Genomic DNA, 18,955 nt, shown 5'->3' with positions numbered 1-18,955 from the left:
TCCGAAACGTGCTCCGCGAACCAGACTCCTGCGCTTAGAAAAATAAGGTGCCCCTATTCGGCTTTGCCGAATAGGAACACCTTATTCCTCTAATGCTCAGAGTCTAAGCGGTTCGCTCCGCACTCTTTTACTGATACCGCTCCGACTCGCGCTTCCGGCGCTTTCGCTCGTTTCTTGCGCTTTGGCGTTGGGCGATTCGGCGTTCTTGGTCTTTTCTGCGGTGAATTTCTTGCTTGATTTGGTGCTTGTAGCCTGGTTTGATCTTCTTCTTCTTTTTCTTCACGTAACCGATCAAGCCTGGATCCAGCTTTTCCGTGCTCTTGTTTCGCTTGGTCCGACGGTTGCGGTCGTAGGAATCCACGATCTCATTGTTGCTGATGCGCTTGGGTTGGAACTTGATGCCCATCGCTTCAATTTCAGCGACCTTAGCTTCCTCATCTGGCGAGTACAGCGTGATGGCCGTGCCGTGCATGCCCTGACGACCCGTTCGGCCGACCCGGTGGACGAAGAAGTCCAAGTCTTCGGGGATGTCGTCGTTGATGACGTGCGAGACCCCTTCAATATCGATGCCCCGGGCCGCCAAGTCGGTGGCCACGACGAATTGATACTGCAGGTTCTTGACTTCACGCATGACGCGCTTCCGTTCCCGTGGCTTGATGCCCCCGTGAATCATGGCGACCTTCATGCCCTGGGCCTGTAGGAAATCATGGATCTGTTCGACACGCGTTTTGGTGTTGGCAAAGATCAAGACTAAGTAAGGCTCGCCCATCGTGATCAGCTGGTAGATCAACTGATTGCGGTTTTGGCCCTTAGTCGAAATCAACCAGTTATCGATGGTATCCGAAATGATCGTGTCGGTGGGAATCTCTTCTCTAACGGGATGGTTCATGTATTTTTGCAAGAACGGGTTCAACCGTTGGGGAATCGTGGCGGAAAAGACCATCATCTGCAGGTCCTTGGGCATCCGTCCGGCGATTCGGTCCACCTGATCCAAGAACCCGAGGTCCAAGGTCATGTCGGCTTCATCGACGACAAATTGGCGCGCGGTGTGCACGTCTAAGGCATCCGATTGAATCAAGTCCATGACCCGACCGGGCGTCCCGATAACCAATTGCGGTTGGAAATGGTGCAGCTTTTCAACTTGGCGCTTCTTGTCGGTCCCGCCGACGTAATTGCCGATTCGAATTTCAAATGGGGCTTCTGCGGCTAGCTGTTCGGCCGCCGTGTGGATCTGATAAGCCAGCTCCCGGCTCGGCGTGGTGATGACGGCCTGAACCTGGTTGTCTGACGTTAATTGGTTGAAGATAGGCAACAGGAAGGTGTGCGTCTTCCCACTCCCGGTTTGTGATTGGCCCACAACGTCTTTACCCGCCGCAATCACGGGGATTAACTTTTCTTGGACCTTGGTCGGCTTGGTGAAGCCAATCTTGTGCAACGCCGTCATGATGTACGGCTGTAACTTGAATTCTTTAAAATCTGCGGTCATTCATTTTCTCCTTTAGTGTTGGCCACCAACTCATCGAGCTCGCGGACAACCTGGTCAATTTCTGCCTGATCGTGGGCCGTTGCGCCACTGGCCAGGGCGTGGCCGCCCCCACCGTGGTTCTTTGCCAGTTCATTGATGGATGGGCCCTTGGAACGGAGCCGAATCCGGAACGTCTTGTCCTTGGACTCCACGAAGATAGCCCAAGCCACCACCGTGGTGATCTTACCGGGTAATGGCACGACCGCGGACGTCGAATCCTTGGCCGCTAAGCCAAAGGATTCCACGATTTCGTCGGTCAGCTTCAGGTAAGCCGCCCCACTAGGCAAAATTTCTAAGTTCTGGTAAACGTAAGCGGATAACCGCGCCATGGCGGGCGAAATTTCGTCTTCCGCCTGGTTAACGTCGGTCATCGAGAAGTCGTACGTCAACAGCTTGCTGGCCACGGCGAACGTATTGGCCGAGGTCGCCGGGTACATGAAGCGCCCAGTGTCGCCAATGATGCCGGCGTACAGTAACCGCGCGGCGTCGTCGGGCAAGGTCAGGTCTGCTTGATTAGCGGCGTACCAATCGTACATGATTTCTGAGGTGCTGGACGCTTGGTCCAAGACCCATTGGATGTCGCCAAAGGCATCGTCATTGGGATGGTGGTCGATCTTAATGACCGCCGCCCCCGTTGACCAACGTTCGTCATCAATTCGCGGTTGGTTAGCCGTGTCCACAACGATCACTAATGCCCCGTGATACGCGTCGTCAGGCACATCTTGGTCGGCCTGCCCCATCCAATCAAAGCCAGGATAGTGTTTGCCCACAGCGTAGATCTTCTTGTCGGGGAAACTCGCCCGTAAAATGTCCCGTAAGGCCAGTTGCGCCCCAATACAATCAGGATCTGGCCGTTGGTGACGGTGAATCATAATCGTTTGATATTTCTTGATTTCTTCTAAAATGGCAGCTTCAATAGCCATAATTTCACCCGTTTTCTATCCGATTTTTTCGACCAAGACGCGTCGATACCGCGTTTCAGTATACAAGTTTTGGCGCCTAATTTCAAAGAAAGTCTGTTAAAACCCGCGGCTTTTCGCTCAATCACGGTCACGGCGGTCGCCGTCAAACAACGGGAGCCGCACGTTTTCAAACGTTTGGGCGGCCAATCCCGTCAGTGTGATGCCTAGCAGGCGAACCTGTTCATCGGCGCTAGCCACGCTGTGATACAGGTCTAAGGCCAGGTCGTAATACACCGCGGGGTCGTTGTCGATGAAATCGGTCTGCGTCACGCGCTTGGTGATGGTGTTGAACTGGCTGTCGCGCAGCTTTAAGACCAGCGTCTTGCCGTGGCGCTGCTTTTGTTTGACCGTCACCGCGACCATTTCGGCCAGGCGGCGGAGTTGGCTTTCCACTTCCCCCACCGACGTCAATGGCGGCCCGTAAGTCCGTTCCTTGCCGATCGACTTGCGTTCGCGTTGGTACTCGACCGGTCGCTCATCGATGCCACGGACCCGCTGGTAAAGCACGTAGCCGAATTTGCCGAAGTCATGAATCAATTCCAGTTGCGAGCGCTGATACAGGTCGGCCCCAGTCAAAATGCCCAGCTCATGCATCTTAGGGACCGTCTTCTTCCCAACACCACGGTACCGTTCAATCGGCAGTGCCATCAAGAAGTCGTGGGCGTCCTCGGGTAAAATGACGCTCACACCGACTGGTTTGCGAAAGTCCGAGGCCTCCTTGGCCAAAAACTTACTGTAAGAAATGCCGGTCGAACAGGTCAAATGGGTCTTATCAAAGATCTCCACTTGAATCTCATGGGCGACCTGAACCGCGGAGTGCAGGTGCTTTTTGTTCTCGGTCACGTCCAAATAGGCTTCATCAAACGCCACGGTCTCAATCTTATCGGTATATTCATGAAAAATGGCGTGAATCTGATCGGAAATCTCGCGGTAATGCGGAAAATCCGGCGTCTTAAACGTGGCCTTCGGCGCCAGCTTAAAGGCTTCGTTGGCATTCATCGCCGAGTGCACGCCCAGTTGCCGGGCCACATAATTGGCGGTGGTCACCACGCCACGGCCGCCAGTCGTGCGCGGGTCGCGGGCAATAATCAGCGCGTGGCCCTTGAATTCGGGGTGGTCGCGCTCTTCGATGGAGGCGTAAAAGGCATCCATGTCGACGTGAATAATTTTGCGTTGCGTATACTTCTCCGGCACCACGCGGGCCACCCCCTTTCTTTGGTGTTTGCTAAGTCTGTCTTTCCTTGGCAACATTATTCAAACTGGCCGCCTGCGCTTAGGGCGACTCGTGGCTGGTCTTTTAATAATTAAATTATACCCAAACAAACGTTTGTCTTCAATCAAAAATGGTTGGGTACGTAACGAAAAGTGGTAGGATGTTCCTTCGCTAAACGCTGTGCCTCGGGGATCGTAATCATTTTTTACCGTTATTTTCACTAAGGGGGTGACTTTTTCGTCCGCAATTTCGTTAGTACTAGTGAGGGACTGCGGGAAAGGTCTCTAACTCCTAGCACCTGGCGACGGGTAAACGCCAACTTTATGCGAAAAAAGGTCCGGATAACCTTCCCGACCCTTGTGAACTTAAACTGGCCGAAATGGGCGCCAGCAGCCAGTTTTGCTTAAACAAAAAAACGGCCTCCGAGAGACCGTACTTTTCGCACTATTTAGCTGAGTCATCAGTCGAATCAGTTGCGTCGTCAGTGGCTTTGGCGTCACTAGCGGCATCATCAGCAGCGCTGTCAGCTGACTTGTCGTCGCTAGCAGCTTCACTGGTGGCTTCTTCAGCGGCTGGGGCCGTCACAGCTTGTGGTGCTTGTGACGTAACTTGCGCAATGGCCCGCAGGTCAAAGACTAAGTAGATACCGTCACAGTCCAAAGTTGCCGTTTGGTCCGCTTGGTTGATTTCGTCGATCACACCGTGTAACCGGCCAATCGTGATGACGTGATCGCCTTTTTTAAGTTGGCTCATCATGTCACGGTGCTTCTTTTGTTGCTTTTGTTGTGGCCGCAACATCAAGAAGTACATCAACGCTAAGAAGACAACTAAGATGATCAACGTTGAGTAACCACCACCAGCACCGCCGGCAGCAATCGTTAAGTTTCCTAACACATTTGTTCACCCCTTTATGTTCTATCTATTGGACAACTTTACCAGAATCCAAGGAATCCGTCCAATTATTTCTAGAAATTCTTCGGATGTTCGGCGTTGTAGCCGTACTTTTCAAACACTTCTTCGCGTAAGTCTAATAAATTGTCGTCCAAAATCGCCTGACGCACGCGCTTCATCAAATGATGCAAGAAGTACAGGTTGTGGTAACTGGTCAACCGGCGACCGAAGTCCTCGTCTGCCTTGAACAAATGCCGCAGGTAGGCCCGGGTATAGTGCCGGCAAACGTAACAATCACACTCGTCGTCGATGGGGCCAAAGTCGTGGGTGTACACGGCATTTTTGACCACCACGCGACCGTGACTGGTCATGCAGGTTCCTTTACGGGCAATCCGTGTCGGCAACACGCAGTCAAACATGTCGACGCCGCGCATCACACCATCAATCAAGGAATCCGCGGTCCCCACGCCCATGAGATAGCGGGGTTTATTCTCCGGCAACAGTGGCGTGGTAAACGCTAAGATGCGGTTCATTTCTGCCTTGGATTCGCCGACAGACAGGCCACCAATCGAGTAACCCGGAAAGTCTAAACTGACCAGGTCCTTAGCGGATTGCCGGCGCAGGTCTTCGAAGCCGGCCCCTTGCACGATACCGAAGAGGCCTTGCGTGTCGGGATTGGCGTGGGCCTTTAAGCCCCGCTCCGCCCAGCGACTGGTCCGTTCGACCGAATGCTTCACGTAGTCATAGCTTTCAAAGAACGGCGGACATTCGTCCAGACTCATCATAATGTCAGGACCCAATTTATTCTCGATGTCGATGGCCTTTTCGGGTGACAAGAACAACCGATCACCGTTGACTTCATTTCTGAAATGGACGCCTTCCTCGGTCAGCTTGCGGTGCTTGGCCAGCGAGAAGACCTGAAAGCCCCCGGAATCGGTCAAAATGCCCTTGTCCCAGTTCATAAATTTATGCAGACCCCCGGCTTCTTGAACCAGGTCCGGCCCAGGTTGGAGCCACAGGTGATAGGTGTTGGCCAAAATGACCTGAGAGCCCATCTCGTCCAGTTCTTCGGGACTAATGGCCCCCTTCATTGCGGCCTGGGTGCCGACCGGCATAAACATCGGCGTTTGAAACGTGCCGTGCGGGGTAATCAATTCCCCCAGCCGTGCGCCGGTGTGTTTTTCAGTTTTAATCAGGCGATACTTAATCGCGGGTTCCATGGATCATCCTCCGTTAATTCTTTTTGGTATTCGGTTTTGGTTTTAGTTTTAGCTTTGGGCAACATCGGCTGTGCTGGTCGCCTACCGTTACGCGATTTCTAGGCTGGAACGCTGGGGGAGGACGGTCCGAGCCAAAAAGCGGTCTCGGCCCTTGCTTTAAGCCGGAAAATCACCGTCTTAAAGTCACCAATTTAGCAGTAAAAACCACTGCTAAATTCCCCGGCTGAGCCTAGAATCGCTCCACTCTCGGCTAAGTTAGCGGATGCTCACAACACGAACCAATCCTTATCGGCGCCATACCAGCAAGATTATGCCGATTAGCATTACGATCCGCAACACGGATTAACCCAAACCAACAAGTAATGCCAGCGAGGTTAATCCGGTAGTGTCTTAGCCGAGTCGTCATTAGGTAGCGATTTGCACCAACAAAACTGGTGCCCACGTGAAGTGTGCTAAGAGTAGTCATCGCTACATCACTATCGTCACGAATCCACCATCTGAGCTTATGGATAGCAACAACATAGATTGACTATCCTCTCCAACATCCAGTCAGTGCCACTGTGTGAGTCGCGGTCAGGCAGGTGCGGAACCCTGTGTCGGTGGTGTTAGGCCACGTTTTTCAGCGGCCTTACACCACGGGACAAGTTAAAGACGGGGTCTTCGGCTTGGGTCAGGCCGCCTACTCGGCAGATACATTCAGTATCAAGGCCATGAAGCCTTCAACAAGTAGTCATCACTACGTCACTGTCGTCACGCGTCCACCATCTGAGCCGTGAGTGAAGTCCAATCTGGGCTCAGCCGGGGAATTTATCAGCGTTCTTTGCTGGTAAATTGGTGACTTTGAGACGGTGGGTTTACCGGCTCAAAGCAAGACACAAGACCGCCCTTTGGCTTGTGTCGTCCTCCCCCAGCGTTCCAGCCCAGATTGGGCGAACGGCAAGGCGCCAGCACCCACAATACTGACCGCGACGGACCAGACATGCACTACTTGATAAACATGGCGTCGCCGAAGCTGAAGAAGCGGTACTTCTCTTCGATTGCGTGGTGGTATGCGTGCAGGATCTGATCACGCCCGGTAAAGGCCGCCACCAGCATGACCAGCGTCGACTTGGGCAGGTGGAAATTGGTGATGAAGGCATCGACCACTTGCCAGTGATAACCGGGCTTGATGAAAATGTCCGTCCAGCCGGAATCGGCCTGGATTTGGCCATTGAATTTGGTGCCAATGGTCTCCAGGGTCCGAATCGACGTGGTCCCCGTCGCGATGATCCGGCCGCCGTTGGCCCGCACTTCATTGAGCGTGGCCGCGGCGTCGGCATCTAGCCGGTAAAACTCACTGTGCATGGTGTGGTCTTCAATGTTGGCCTCTTCGACCGGGCGGAAGGTCCCCAACCCGACGTGCAAGGTCACGTAGACCAATTTGACGCCCTTGGCTGCGACCTTAGCCAACAGGTCGGCCGTCCAGTGCAAGCCCGCCGTGGGTGCGGCAGCCGACCCATTTTCCTTGGCGTAGACCGTTTGGTAACGGTCCGGGTCGTCGAGTTTTTCCTTGATGTATGGCGGCAGTGGCGTTTCGCCCAACCGCTCTAAGATCTCCATGAAGATGCCGTCGTAGTGAAATTCAATCAAGCGAATGCCGTCGTCGCGTTCCTCGGTCACGGTAGCGGTCAGTTGGCCATCGCCAAAGACCACTTGTTGGCCGACACGCAGGCGCTTGGCCGGCTTCATCAACGTTTCCCAGACGTCGCCTGCCACGTTGTGCAACAACAGCACTTCCACGTGGCCGCCGGTGTCGGGCTTAGTGCCGTACAACCGAGCCGGCATGACCCGCGAATTGTTCATGACTAAGGCATCCCCCGCGTGTAACTCGTCGAGAATGTCGTAGAAATGTTTGTCCGCTAAGGTCCCCGCCGTGTGGTCCAACACCAATAGCCGCGAGGTGTCGCGTTGTTTGATGGGGGTCTGCGCAATCAGTTCATGTGGTAAGTCGTAATCAAAATCATCTAAGGTGTATCCCAAGGTGGTTCAGCTCCTTTACGCGTTGTCCTGGTGGGGCATGGTCCGCCCCAAGTGCTCATAACCGGCAGCCGTAACGACCCGGCCGCGCGCGGTGCGTTTCAAATACCCCCGCTGCAGCAAATACGGTTCGTACATGGCCGCGACCGTTTCCGTTTCTTCACCAACGTTGGCGGCCAAGGTGTTCAACCCGACCGGTCCGCCGTCGTAAAAATCAATCATGGTCTCCAGTAACTTGATATCTGTGGCGTCTAATCCCGCCGAATCCACCCGCAATAACGTCAACGCGTGGTCGACGATGGCCAGGTCGATGGCGCTGTGATTGGGCGACACCTCAGCGAAATCCCGAATCCGTTTCAACAACCGGTTGGCGATTCGTGGCGTCCCCCGGGAACGCAAAGCAATCTCGTGGGCGCCCTCCGTGGCAATCTTGGTGTTAAAGATGTCCGCCGAACGCGTCACGATTTCTTGCAGGTCACGGGTCTGGTAGTACGCCATGTGCTCCACGATGCCGAAGCGATCGCGCAGTGGCGACGACAACAGGCCCGCTCGCGTCGTGGCCCCAATCAGCGTGAATGGCGGCAACGGGAAATGCACGGGGTGCGCAGTCGGTCCTTGGCCGACCACGATGTCGATGTAAAAGTCTTCCATCGCCGAGTACAACATTTCTTCCACGATCTTGGGCAGGCGGTGAATTTCGTCGATGAATAAAATATCGCCGGGTTGGAGTTCGTTTAATAACGCCACCAGGTCACCGGGTTTTTCGATCGCGGGGCCGCTGGTCGTGCGAATGTGCACGCCCATTTCGTTGGCAATCACCATTGCCAGCGTGGTCTTTCCTAAACCGGGCGGGCCGTACAACAGCACGTGATCCAGGGACTCCTCCCGTTGCTTGGCCGCCTGAATGTACACGGATAATTCGTGTTTGATGGGATCCTGACCAATGTACTGGGCCAGGGTCTGCGGACGCAGCGACTTTTCAATCGAATCTTCCTTGTCATCCGCGGGTTCCGGGGAAATGATGCGGTCATCATCAGCCATGGGTCAGCCTCCTTTCGTTTTATTCCGTCAGTAAACGTAAGCCTTCGCTTAAATAATCATTGGTATCTTTGCCGGCAAATTGCCGCAACTTGGGCGTGATCTTCTTGACCGCTGCGGCCTTGTAGCCCAATGCGGTCAAGGCGGCCACGGCATCGTCTAGCTCGGGATTGTCCCCGTCGCCGGTTGCGACTTCTGGCGTAAATAACGCCCCATCGTCAACCGGTGCCAGGTCATCCAATTTGTTTTGCAGGTCCAACACGATCTGCCCGGCCGTCTTCTTGCCAATGCCCGGGAACTTCGTCAAGAAGCTAACGTCGTTGGTCTTGATGGCCAGCATCAGCCCTTGATGGTCGGGGTTGGCCAGAATCGCCAGGGCACTCTTGGGGCCAATGCCGTTCACGTTGATCAATTTCAAAAATAACTGCTTTTCCGCAAAATCCGCAAAGCCATACAGCGTCTGTGCCGTGTCGCTTACGGCTTGATACACGTAAATCGTCACTGCTTCGGTGCCCACAGCGTAGCGGTACGGATTGGCCGTGTTGACCAGGTAGCCCACGCCGTTAACGTCCACGACCACGTGGTCCGGATAGACCGCCGCAATCGTGCCGTGAAGGTATTCATACATGCCCGTTAATCTCCTTTAAAGAAACATATGTTTGCTTTTTAAATTGTACCACATTTGCCGAGTGAGTGGGCAGTTTGTTGCTACTCGCCCCAATCGTCCCCGGAATGGTGCGGATCTTGGATGCGTTTGAACAGTTTTTCCAGGTCCTGATCGGTGAAGTGGACCAGCACCGGCCGGCCGTGGGGGCAATTGAACGGATTTTCCGCCGTTGCCAGCTTCTTGAGCAAGGCGCGGGCCTGCTGGTCATCCAGATGGTGGTTGGCCTTGATGGCGCGTTTACAGCTCATCATGATGGCCGTCTTCTCGCGAAAGGCCGCCACGCTGATCTTGCCGTCCTTGAGCACCCAATCGATCATTTCCTTGATGGTGTCGGTCTCTTGGCCGGCCTTGAACCAGGTCGGGTGTTCGTGAACGATGAAGCTGTTGGGGCCAAAGGATTCCAAATGGATGCCGACACTGGCCAGCGTTTCTAAGTGGTTGGTCAATTCCAAGACGTCGGTCGTCGGATAGTCCAGCACGATGGGCACTAACAATTTTTGCTCGTCGTCGCTGACCTCACCGATGGCCTGGCGGTAAAATTCGTAGTTCACCCGCTCCTGAGCGGCGTGTTGGTCGATCAAATACAGTCCGTCGTCGGCTTCAGCCAACAGATACGTGCCGTGGACCTGGCCCAAATAGCGTAACTGCGGGAACCGTTGCGCGGGTGGCGTCGGCGCGGTCACTGCCGCACTTTCAGCATCGGGGATCGGCGTCGCGACAGGCGTCACTGACCGGCCGAGTGGTGCGGCCACCTGTTCCGTTTGGTATTTGGCATCAAACGCCTGCGCCGCGGGCAAGCCGAAGTCGTGTTTGTCATGAATGACCACGGGCTCGACCGGCACCTCTTCCGGCGTCTGTAGGGGTTGCGGTCCCGCTGCGGGCGTCGGCTTGGGCGTGGTCGGTTGCGCTGGGGTCGGCGTCGGGGCTGCGCTTTCAGCCGGTGGGGTCACGGACTGCGTGTGCTGGGCCGACATATCGTATTTGGCCGACACATCGTTTAGCGCCATGGTCAGTTGGTCCGTGGTCCGGGCCTCGCGTTTCTTGACCGGCATCTCGTCGAACACGTCCGGAATCAAATTTTCCTGCGAGAGACGTTTGAACACGGTCTCTTGGATCAGCTGGGTCAATTCGGGTTCCTGACTGATGCGGACCTCCTGCTTGGTGGGATGCACGTTCACATCGACCAGCAACGGGTCCATGGTAATGTCTAACACGGCCAGCGGATAACGCCCCACCATTAGCTTAGAGCCGTACCCCGCAATCAAGGCCTTACTCAGCTGAAAGTTGTGGATGTAACGCCCGTTTAACAACAGCGAAATGTACTGGCGACTGGCCCGGGTCAACTCGGGTAAACTAACATAACCCTTGACCTGAAAGTCGGGATTCTTGCCATTGACGGCCACCATCTTGCGGGCGCTCTGCACGCCATAAATACCGGCAATCACCTGTTGGAGGTCGCCACGGCCGGTGGTCCGGGTCAGCTCCCGACCGTTATGGACCAGGGAAAAGGCCACGTTGGGATAGCTCAGCGCCAGGCGGTTCACGATGTCCGTGATCCGCGCCAATTCCGTCACCGGAGACTTCAGGTATTTCAACCGGGCCGGTACGTTGCCGAATAAATCGCGCACCGTCACCGTGGTTCCCTTACGCGCAGCCGCCGCGGTGTGTTCTTGGATCACGCCGCCAACGTTGTGGATCAAGGTCCCCACGCCACCGGTCGAAGTCGTCAGCGTGACGTCCGCCACGGAGGCAATACTGGGAAGCGCTTCGCCCCGGAACCCCAGTGACTTGATGCGAAACAGGTCGCGACGGTCGGTGATTTTGCTGGTGGCATGGCGTTTAAAGGCCATCTCGGTATCCTCATCGGCAATGCCGTCACCATCATCGACGACCGTGATCAGCTTCAAGCCGGCCTCTTCGACTGTGATGTCGATCTGCGTACTGTGGGCGTCCACGGCGTTTTCCACCAGTTCCTTGACCACGGATGCGGGGCGTTCGACCACTTCACCCGCGGCAATTTGGTCGGCTAGGACCGACGCTAGTTCATGAATCTTGGTCATCAACGACCCCTTCCTCTCTTTTTTGCTTTGTGCTTTGATGTTTCATTTTAAATTTGTTTGTGTGTCCCGCCTGCGGCTGCCAGGGGTTCTGTTCGCTATGGGGACCGGATTCCGCCTGAGAAACGGGCTCCGGCCTCGCTTGGAAGCCTGGCAAAGCCCACCAGTCTCCCAAGTCGTCCCACGCTGTAGGCTGAGAAAAAACCTCAGCCAACACCGCCGACACAGCAAACGCCACCCCTGGCCTCCTCCGGCTACGTTTAGTTGTTAATGGCCGCACTGGCTTAGTTCAAGCCAGTGAGTGAGCAGCCGACCTATGGCGTCACTGCCACAGCTCAATAAACTGAAAATTAGCTGTTACCATAGCTGCGGCAATTACCAACTACCTGAAACACGACGTCACTCGTTAGCGAAATTACCAGAGTCCGCAGCCGTCACAGAGCCGACCAGGAAACCGTCACCCGTGGCAATTAAACTGGCTAAACCAGTTTCCGACTCCCCTTCCAACCCTAGCCGGAGGCAGTCAGGGGTGGATCCAGCTGTGTCGACCCAGTTAGCTGGCGTTTTTTGCCAGGTTACTGGGTGGGACGACTTCAGAGACTCGTGGTTTTTGCGAGGCTTTGAAGCGAACCGGAAGCCCGCTCTTTGGCTGGAGGTGTTCCCCATAGCAGGCGGAACCCCTGACAGCCGCAGGCGACCAGCCCACCTCAACGATGCCAGTCTGGGAACTTATTTCTTCGCCAGCTTTTGTTGCCATTGGTAGACCTGGTTCATGACGGCCATGGGGGTCATCCCCATCAGGTTTAGGTCGCTGATCTGACTCAGCACCTTGGCCTGGGCCGGATTCAGCTCGGGCTCATCGGTAAACAAGGACAGCTGTTGATCCGCGGCGACCGGTGCGACCGGCGTCTCGGTCTTCGCTGGTTCCACTGGCGCAGCGGCCGCTGACGACACAGGGTCAGCTTTGGCTGGTTCCGGTGTCGGCGTTTCAGTCGGCTGTGTCGGGGCCTCTGCGGCTGTCTGGGCCGTTTCCGGTGCGACGGCGGGTTGGTCTTCGGCCGTCTGTTCCAATTGCTCTAAGATGACTTCAGCGCGGTCTAACAGCTTGGCGGGCATTCCCGCTAATTTAGCCACGTGAATCCCGTAGGACTTGTCGGCGGGACCCGGTTGCATCTGATGCAAGAAGACCAAGTCACCATCGCGTTCGACGGCGCCGACGTGGACGTTGCGCAGTTGCTTTAAGGATTGGTCCAAGGCCGTCAGCTCATGGTAGTGGGTCGAAAACAGCGTCTTGGCGTGGACCCGGTTGTGGACGAACTCAATGATGGCTTGGGCCAACGCCATCCCATCATAGGTGGCCGTCCCCCGCCCGATTTCATCAAATAAGATCAGACTGTTGGCGGTCGCTTGACTCAAGGCGCGGTTGGCCTCTTGCATCTCGACCATGAAGGTACTTTGACCCGAGATCAGATCATCGGCCGCGCCAATTCGCGTGAAGATCTGGTCAAATACCGGCATCGACGCCGATTCGGCCGGCACGAAGCACCCCATTTGGGCCATGATGACGGTCAAGGCCAGTTGGCGCATGTAGGTACTCTTCCCGGACATGTTGGGCCCGGTGATCAGCAAGATGTTGGTGTCGGTGTCCATGGTGACGTCGTTAGGCACGTAGGATTGCCGACCCAAGACCTTTTCCACCACCGGATGCCGCCCTTGCACGATCTTCAGGCTGTGACCACTGACCAGCGTGGGCTTGACGAAATGGTAGTCTTCACTGACCACGGCAAAACTTTGAAATACGTCCAAGGCCGCAATCGTGGCCGCTAATTTTTGCAGCCGCGTGATGGCGGACTTGACCTGTTCGCGCAGGTCCACGAATAATTTGTATTCCAACGCCACGGATTTTTCTTCCGCTTCTAAGATCAGGCGCTCCTTTTCCTTCAGTTCTGGCGTGGAGAACCGTTCCGCGTTGGCCAACGTTTGCTTACGTTCATACCGGTCGGCCGGCAGCTTGTCCAAATTGACCTTGGTGACCTCGATGTAGTAGCCAAAGACGTGATTGTAGCCAATCTTTAAGTTGTTGATGCCGGTGACTTCACGTTCGTGGGCTTCCATCTCGGCCAGCCAGGTCTTCCCGTTGCGCATGGCGTCGCGGTACTCGTCCAGTTGGGCGTTGAAGCCGTCGCGAATCACCCCACCGTCGGAAACGGAGATGGGCGGCTCGGGCACAATGGCTTCGCGAATGGCATCGGCCACGTCGTCTACGGGGTCTAAGCCCGCCAGCGTATCGTCAAAGACGGGGTCGCCCAGTTCTTCAATCGTATGTTGGATCTGCGGCACCTGTTCCAGTGACGTCTGGAGCTGAATCAAGTCGCGCCCGTTGACGCTACCGAACGCCACCCGGCCGGCCAACCGTTCCAAGTCATAGACCTTGACCAGTTCTTCTTGTAAATTGTTGCGTTCGAAGTAGTGGTCGAGTAAGGCGCCGACCTTGGCCTGACGCGTTTCGATCTGTTGGCGGTCGATCAAGGGCCGATCTAGCCACTGTTTGAGCAGCCGACCGCCCATGGCCGTTTTGGTTTGGTCTAGCAGCCACAACAGTGTCCCAGACTTCTTCTTGGTCCGCAAGTTCTGCGTGATCTCCAGGTTACTTTGTGAGGAATGGTCTAGCTTCAAGAAGGCCTGTGGTTGGTAAGCCACCGCGCGCTGGAGATGCGCCAGACTGCGCTTTTGGGTCACCGTCACGTAGGTCACTAGCACGCCCACGACCTGTTGTAAGAGGTCGCTGGTGAGGTCTTGTTCCACGTAACTGACCTCGGCACTGGCCTGAATGTCCGGCTGGTTTGAAATCATCATCCCCAGCTGTTTCATCCGATCTTGCAGGTCGGCCGCAATCGTGGTATCGACCACGACTTCCTTGGTCTGCAGGCTCATCAATTCGTTGATCACCGGGTCGTCGCCCGTGATTTCCGCGGCCTTGAGTTCCCCGGTCGACAGGTCGGTGTAGGCCAACCCGTAATGGGACTTGGTGCTCATGGTGAGCGCCGTTAAATAGTTGTTGCGCTTAGCCCCCGCGGCACCGGTATCGGTTTGCGTCCCCGGCGTGACCAACTGGATGACCTCACGTTTGACCATGCCCTTGGCCAGCTTAGGGTCTTCCATCTGTTCACAAATGGCGACTTTATAGCCTTGGTCGACTAAGATGTCGATGTAATTTTGCACGGCCTTGTGCGGGACCCCACACATCGGAATCGGATTCTTGGCGCTGTGACTCCGCGTGGTCAGCGTCAACTCGAGTAATTGGGACCCCTTGACCGCGTCTTCATTAAACATTTCATAGAAGTCGCCCAGCCGATAGAATAAAAATGCATCGGGGTATTGGTCTTTGATTTTTTGATACTGCTCCATCATGGGCGTTGTCTTCGTTTTCGTCATGAAAAATGGTTCATCCTTCCGTTTTTTCCTAGCTCTGGTACGGGTGTTGCGGGCTGATCAAGATGGGCTTGATGCTCGATGCGTGCCCGGTCTTGTCGTTGAGGTCGATGACGGCGCCGGAGAGTAATCCCGGGCCGGCCGCCTGGACCGTGTAACGGGTCGGTCGCTGATTTTCAAAGCGCTCGATCACACTGTCGGCCTGCATGCCCAACACACTATCGGCGGGACCGGTCATACCGGCCTCCGTCATAAAGGCGGTGCCACCCTTTAAGACTTGCGCGTCGCTGGTCTGCACGTGGGTGTGCGTGCCCACGACCGCGGAAAGTTGCCCGGCAAAACGCATGGCAAAGGCCCGCTTTTCACTGGTCGTTTCCGCGTGAAAGTCGACAAAGACAAAGTCCGTGTCGAGTTCTGGCAGGAGTGCCTGCATCTTGGCAAAGGGGTCATCCATGGGATTCATGAAGACCCGCCCTTGCAAATTAACCACGGCTAAGACCTGTTGATTGACCTTGACCTTCGTCCAGCCCTGCCCGGGAGTGTCCCCGGGAAAGTTGGCCGGTCGCACTAAGCGGTTCGCACTGCCGATAAAATCATACAGCTCGGCGTTATCCCAGGTATGGTTGCCCATGGTGACCACGTCGGCCCCGTCTTTTAATAATTGCTTATAAATACTCTGGCTGATACCGCGACCAACCGGGGTTGAGTTCTCCCCGTTAACGATGGTGACCTGTGGCTTCAAGTCACGCTTGAGTTGGGGCAAATACTCATGAATCATGTCCACACCAATGTTACCCACAACGTCACCAACAAACAGAATTCGCATCTTCGTTCCCCTATCTAGACCGCTTTTCGGCCCGTCTGGTCTGTTGACCAGTTCTATTAAATAAACTCTATTTTACCATGCTTCGCCGCATTCTGCGTCGCCCAAATTCGGTCGGGTTAAATCAGTGGTCTGCCGAGACATCGGTTTAGCCCGTCTTCAAGTTGCTACTAGCTCGGCGAATTTGCGGACGATTTTTATATGCTGCCATTTGGGCTTGACTGTACGGCCGAGCTGCTATCAACAGCCTATCCCTATCGCGCAAAGGTCCTCTTCAAGTTGTCGTCTACACCAACCTGAAGTAGCCTCAGCGTGGTCCCCGAGTCAGCCCGATTCTACGCTTATGCCAACAGACGTAAAAACGAGCTTGGGACAAACCTCCCAGGCTCGTTCGCGTCATCTTCACCTAACTGAAACGTGCGCCAAAGGGCAGCCTGTCTCACTCTCTTCTCTGACTGAATTTTCAATGTGGCCGCCCTTTTGTTATCGAAATTGATGACTATTTGGCTTTACCGATGATGAAGGCATACCCACATTCTGGGCTATCCGATGTAATATACGTGCTATCGACAATGTTGATGCCAATTTGATACTTACTGGATAATTTTTTGAGCTTACTGGTTGTATATCCGTACGATGCTAAAATGGATTTGACCTTTTTTGCTCGGATCGTGGCGGAAACATTTTTGCTACTCTTTAGATAATCAATGACTTTGGGAAACTTAACAATTGTGTAGCCTGTTAAATCAGGTTTAGTAAAATAAGTTTTGGGAGCAATGTCTTCAAAGTAATATGCACCTGAAGCCGCTGCGTATTTGCTCATTTTAAGTGTGACTTTGTTATTTGGGAATAGTTTAACAATTTCCCGAGTTACTTTTTGAGAAGGTGATTTCTTTATATACTTCAGGTAATCAGCATTCTTTGTCATACTGTCTAAAGATAAATATTTATGGCTATACGTTTCTTCACCAAAACCGGCTTCTAAGTAGCCATGCCAGACATATCCTTTGACTAGGTCAGTATGCTTTTTATTATTACCTTGAATGTAAATGTACTTAGCGGTAGTTTTCCCATGCTTTAGGGTTTCGCTACCACGTCCGTACCAAGTATTATTTGGATAATCTTTCAAATAGAATTTCACTTTAGTATGCTTTGCGTTCCAAACCGCAATTGATTTCTTAGGGTATTTAGCTTTGTTAATGGTCGTTTTTTGCCAAAAAGATTGCTTTTGAATGGTGTATTTTGTCTGGGCTGAACCGGATTGGACAAGGCCAAGGATGGCTGCAATTGCGATAACTCCAGTGATTAACAACTTCTTCATGATATTTCTCCTTTGTCATTTAGGGCCCCGGAAACTGTTTTAAACATTATAGCATGTTTGCGAAATAATCATTAGAGAAATAACAATTGTAAATTGACTGTGTATCTAATGGCTTCGCATTGAATCTACAATCAAAATCGAAAAAGAAACCAATTCGTAAGTGAATTGGTTTCTCATAAAACTATTCATCAACAACCGTCGACAAAGAGCTATTTATTTCGCATATTCAACTGACCGGACTTCCCGGATAACGGAAACTTTGACGTGACCTGGATAATCCAGGTCGCCTTCAATTTGTTTCTTAATGTCACGTGCCAAGACAACGGCATCCGTGTCGGAAATCTTCTCAGGCCGCACAATCACTCGAACCTCTCGTCCCGCCTGGATGGCAAAGCTGTGATCCACGCCATCAAATGAATTGGCGATGGTTTCCAGCTTGTCCAACCGGTGGATGTAACTTTCCAGAGAATCAGAGCGTGCGCCTGGTCGCGTAGCTGAAATAACATCAGCTGTCCCGACCAGTTCCGCAATGACAGATTGCGGAGCCGTTTGATCTGCTTGAGCGGCGATAGCGTTTACCACAACAGCACTTTCCCGGTATTTCTTTGCCAGTTCCATACCAGTTGTGATGTAAGAACTATCATCTTCATGCTCAGCGGCGCGGCCAATATCATGTAACAATCCTGCACGCTTTGCTAACGTAACATCCTCACCTAGTTCAGCCGCTAAGACCCCAGTGATCTTAGCAACTTCGATTGAATGGGCCAACGCATTTTGCCCATGAGAAATACGGAAGTTCAAGCGCCCAACCAATTTGATCAATTCAGGATGCATGGAATGAATCCCAAGGTCAAAGGTTGCTTGCTCGCCAAGCTCCCGGACATGTTCGTCCAGTTCTTTCTTGGCTTTGGCGACCATTTCTTCAATCCGGGCGGGATGAATCCGACCGTCTTGAATCAATTTCTCTAAGGCAATCTTGGCAACTTCGCGCCGTAACGGGTCAAAGCCACTCAAGACGACGGCTTCTGGCGTATCATCAATGATCAGGTCGATCCCGGTCAAAGTCTCTAACGTCCGAATATTCCGTCCTTCGCGACCGATGATTCGGCCCTTCATGTCGTCGTTAGGCAACGTGACCACGGAAATCGTGGTTTCGGTGACCATATCGGCGGCACTGCGTTGGATGGCGGAAACAATCAGGTCCTTGGCATTTGCCTGGGCCGTCTTGCGAGCCGTCTCTTCGCTTTCCTTAATCATTTTGGCACGCTCACCCGCTAAAGCCGATTTGGCTTCAGAAATAATCAGGTCTCGTGCATCTTCCTGGGATAAAGCAGCCACGGCTTCCACCGCAGACTGGCGTTTTTCAATCAGTGAGTCTGCTTGTTGTTGCTTTTTGGCTAAATTCTGCTCTTCAGCACTCAGCTTCTTGTCCCGGCGATTCAAGGAGTTTTCCCGTTTTTCCAGCGAATTATCTTTGCGGTCTAACGTTTCTTCTCGTTGAATCAAGCGGTCTTCTTGCTTCTGAACTTCGGCACGACGTTCTTTCAGCTCGGTTTCGACCTCTGCCCGGTACTTATGGCTGTCTTCCTTGGCCTCTAATAAAGATTCCTTGGTCGCAGTCTCGGCTTGCTTCTTCGCTTCAGCCAGCACACCTTCAGCAGTGTACTTAGCCGCATCTAGCTTTTTTTCATGGACAGATTTACGTAAATAATACCCGCCCACAACACCAACAACGATAGCGATGATTGCGAGGATTATACTTGGAACACTCATGATTCCACCTCCGCATC

13 protein-coding genes are annotated in these 18,955 nt (G+C 53.7%); all 13 read right to left on the bottom strand.

The features are described from left to right. Window positions 1–127: 127 nt before the first annotated feature. Window positions 128–1,486, bottom strand: a complete 1,359-nt coding sequence (locus LKH74_RS10285) for a DEAD/DEAH box helicase (protein ID WP_135367693.1) — start codon at window positions 1,484–1,486, stop codon at window positions 128–130. Then, window positions 1,483–2,448: a DHH family phosphoesterase gene (locus LKH74_RS10280; RefSeq protein ID WP_287708512.1), complete on the bottom strand. Its 966-nt coding sequence runs from the start codon at window positions 2,446–2,448 to the stop codon at window positions 1,483–1,485. Before LKH74_RS10280 ends, LKH74_RS10285 begins: the two co-directional genes overlap by 4 nt. Before the next feature lie 117 nt (window positions 2,449–2,565). Next, a complete protein-coding gene (gene dinB, locus LKH74_RS10275) occupies window positions 2,566–3,639 on the bottom strand; it encodes a DNA polymerase IV (protein ID WP_434737636.1) in 1,074 nt (357 codons plus the stop codon). A 505-nt stretch (window positions 3,640–4,144) separates the two neighbouring features. Next, window positions 4,145–4,594, bottom strand: a complete 450-nt coding sequence (gene yajC, locus LKH74_RS10270; protein WP_287708513.1) for a preprotein translocase subunit YajC — start codon at window positions 4,592–4,594, stop codon at window positions 4,145–4,147. A 71-nt stretch (window positions 4,595–4,665) separates the two neighbouring features. After that, complete coding sequence (tgt, locus tag LKH74_RS10265) at window positions 4,666–5,811, bottom strand: tRNA guanosine(34) transglycosylase Tgt (protein WP_287708514.1); 1,146 nt, start codon at window positions 5,809–5,811, stop codon at window positions 4,666–4,668. A gap of 984 nt (window positions 5,812–6,795) precedes the next feature. Next, entirely contained in the window at window positions 6,796–7,830 is a 1,035-nt protein-coding gene (queA, locus tag LKH74_RS10260) for a tRNA preQ1(34) S-adenosylmethionine ribosyltransferase-isomerase QueA (protein WP_287708515.1), read from the bottom strand. A gap of 15 nt (window positions 7,831–7,845) precedes the next feature. Continuing rightward, window positions 7,846–8,868 carry a Holliday junction branch migration DNA helicase RuvB gene (gene ruvB, locus LKH74_RS10255; RefSeq protein WP_287708516.1) on the bottom strand — a complete coding sequence of 341 codons (1,023 nt, stop codon included), beginning with the start codon at window positions 8,866–8,868 and terminating at the stop codon, window positions 7,846–7,848. A gap of 19 nt (window positions 8,869–8,887) precedes the next feature. Next, window positions 8,888–9,493 (bottom strand): Holliday junction branch migration protein RuvA, encoded by a 606-nt coding sequence (gene ruvA, locus LKH74_RS10250; RefSeq protein WP_135367686.1) that lies wholly within the window; start codon window positions 9,491–9,493, stop codon window positions 8,888–8,890. Window positions 9,494–9,573: 80 nt separating this feature from the next. After that, window positions 9,574–11,592: a DNA mismatch repair endonuclease MutL gene (gene mutL / locus LKH74_RS10245; RefSeq protein ID WP_287708517.1), complete on the bottom strand. Its 2,019-nt coding sequence runs from the start codon at window positions 11,590–11,592 to the stop codon at window positions 9,574–9,576. A 726-nt stretch (window positions 11,593–12,318) separates the two neighbouring features. Next, window positions 12,319–15,024: a DNA mismatch repair protein MutS gene (gene mutS, locus LKH74_RS10240; RefSeq protein WP_287708518.1), complete on the bottom strand. Its 2,706-nt coding sequence runs from the start codon at window positions 15,022–15,024 to the stop codon at window positions 12,319–12,321. A gap of 28 nt (window positions 15,025–15,052) precedes the next feature. Then, a complete protein-coding gene (locus LKH74_RS10235; RefSeq protein WP_135367683.1) occupies window positions 15,053–15,847 on the bottom strand; it encodes a TIGR00282 family metallophosphoesterase in 795 nt (264 codons plus the stop codon). Between the two features lie 496 nt (window positions 15,848–16,343). Beyond that, window positions 16,344–17,165 carry a hypothetical protein gene (locus tag LKH74_RS10230; RefSeq protein WP_287708519.1) on the bottom strand — a complete coding sequence of 274 codons (822 nt, stop codon included), beginning with the start codon at window positions 17,163–17,165 and terminating at the stop codon, window positions 16,344–16,346. A 213-nt stretch (window positions 17,166–17,378) separates the two neighbouring features. Continuing rightward, window positions 17,379–18,938: a ribonuclease Y gene (rny, locus tag LKH74_RS10225; protein WP_135367681.1), complete on the bottom strand. Its 1,560-nt coding sequence runs from the start codon at window positions 18,936–18,938 to the stop codon at window positions 17,379–17,381. Window positions 18,939–18,955: the final 17 nt, after the last annotated feature.

It is taken from the genome of Levilactobacillus sp. (assembly GCF_022646225.1).
In the GTDB taxonomy this organism is placed as follows: domain Bacteria; phylum Bacillota; class Bacilli; order Lactobacillales; family Lactobacillaceae; genus Levilactobacillus; species Levilactobacillus suantsaiihabitans.
This window is presented reverse-complemented; position numbering and strand designations above follow the sequence as displayed.

Excerpts from the sequence above, each read along its gene's own strand:
- LKH74_RS10285 (WP_135367693.1), bottom strand. The coding sequence starts at position 1,486 with ATGACCGCAGATTTTAAAGAATTCAAGTTACAGCCGTACATCATGACG.
- LKH74_RS10280 (WP_287708512.1), bottom strand. The coding sequence starts at position 2,448 with ATGGCTATTGAAGCTGCCATTTTAGAAGAAATCAAGAAATATCAAACG.
- dinB (WP_434737636.1), bottom strand. The coding sequence starts at position 3,639 with ATGGATGCCTTTTACGCCTCCATCGAAGAGCGCGACCACCCCGAATTC.
- tgt (WP_287708514.1), bottom strand. The coding sequence starts at position 5,811 with ATGGAACCCGCGATTAAGTATCGCCTGATTAAAACTGAAAAACACACC.
- ruvB (WP_287708516.1), bottom strand. The coding sequence starts at position 8,868 with ATGGCTGATGATGACCGCATCATTTCCCCGGAACCCGCGGATGACAAG.
- ruvA (WP_135367686.1), bottom strand. The coding sequence starts at position 9,493 with ATGTATGAATACCTTCACGGCACGATTGCGGCGGTCTATCCGGACCAC.
- mutL (WP_287708517.1), bottom strand. The coding sequence starts at position 11,592 with ATGACCAAGATTCATGAACTAGCGTCGGTCCTAGCCGACCAAATTGCC.
- mutS (WP_287708518.1), bottom strand. The coding sequence starts at position 15,024 with ATGACGAAAACGAAGACAACGCCCATGATGGAGCAGTATCAAAAAATC.
- LKH74_RS10235 (WP_135367683.1), bottom strand. The coding sequence starts at position 15,847 with ATGCGAATTCTGTTTGTTGGTGACGTTGTGGGTAACATTGGTGTGGAC.
- LKH74_RS10230 (WP_287708519.1), bottom strand. The coding sequence starts at position 17,165 with ATGAAGAAGTTGTTAATCACTGGAGTTATCGCAATTGCAGCCATCCTT.
- rny (WP_135367681.1), bottom strand. The coding sequence starts at position 18,938 with ATGAGTGTTCCAAGTATAATCCTCGCAATCATCGCTATCGTTGTTGGT.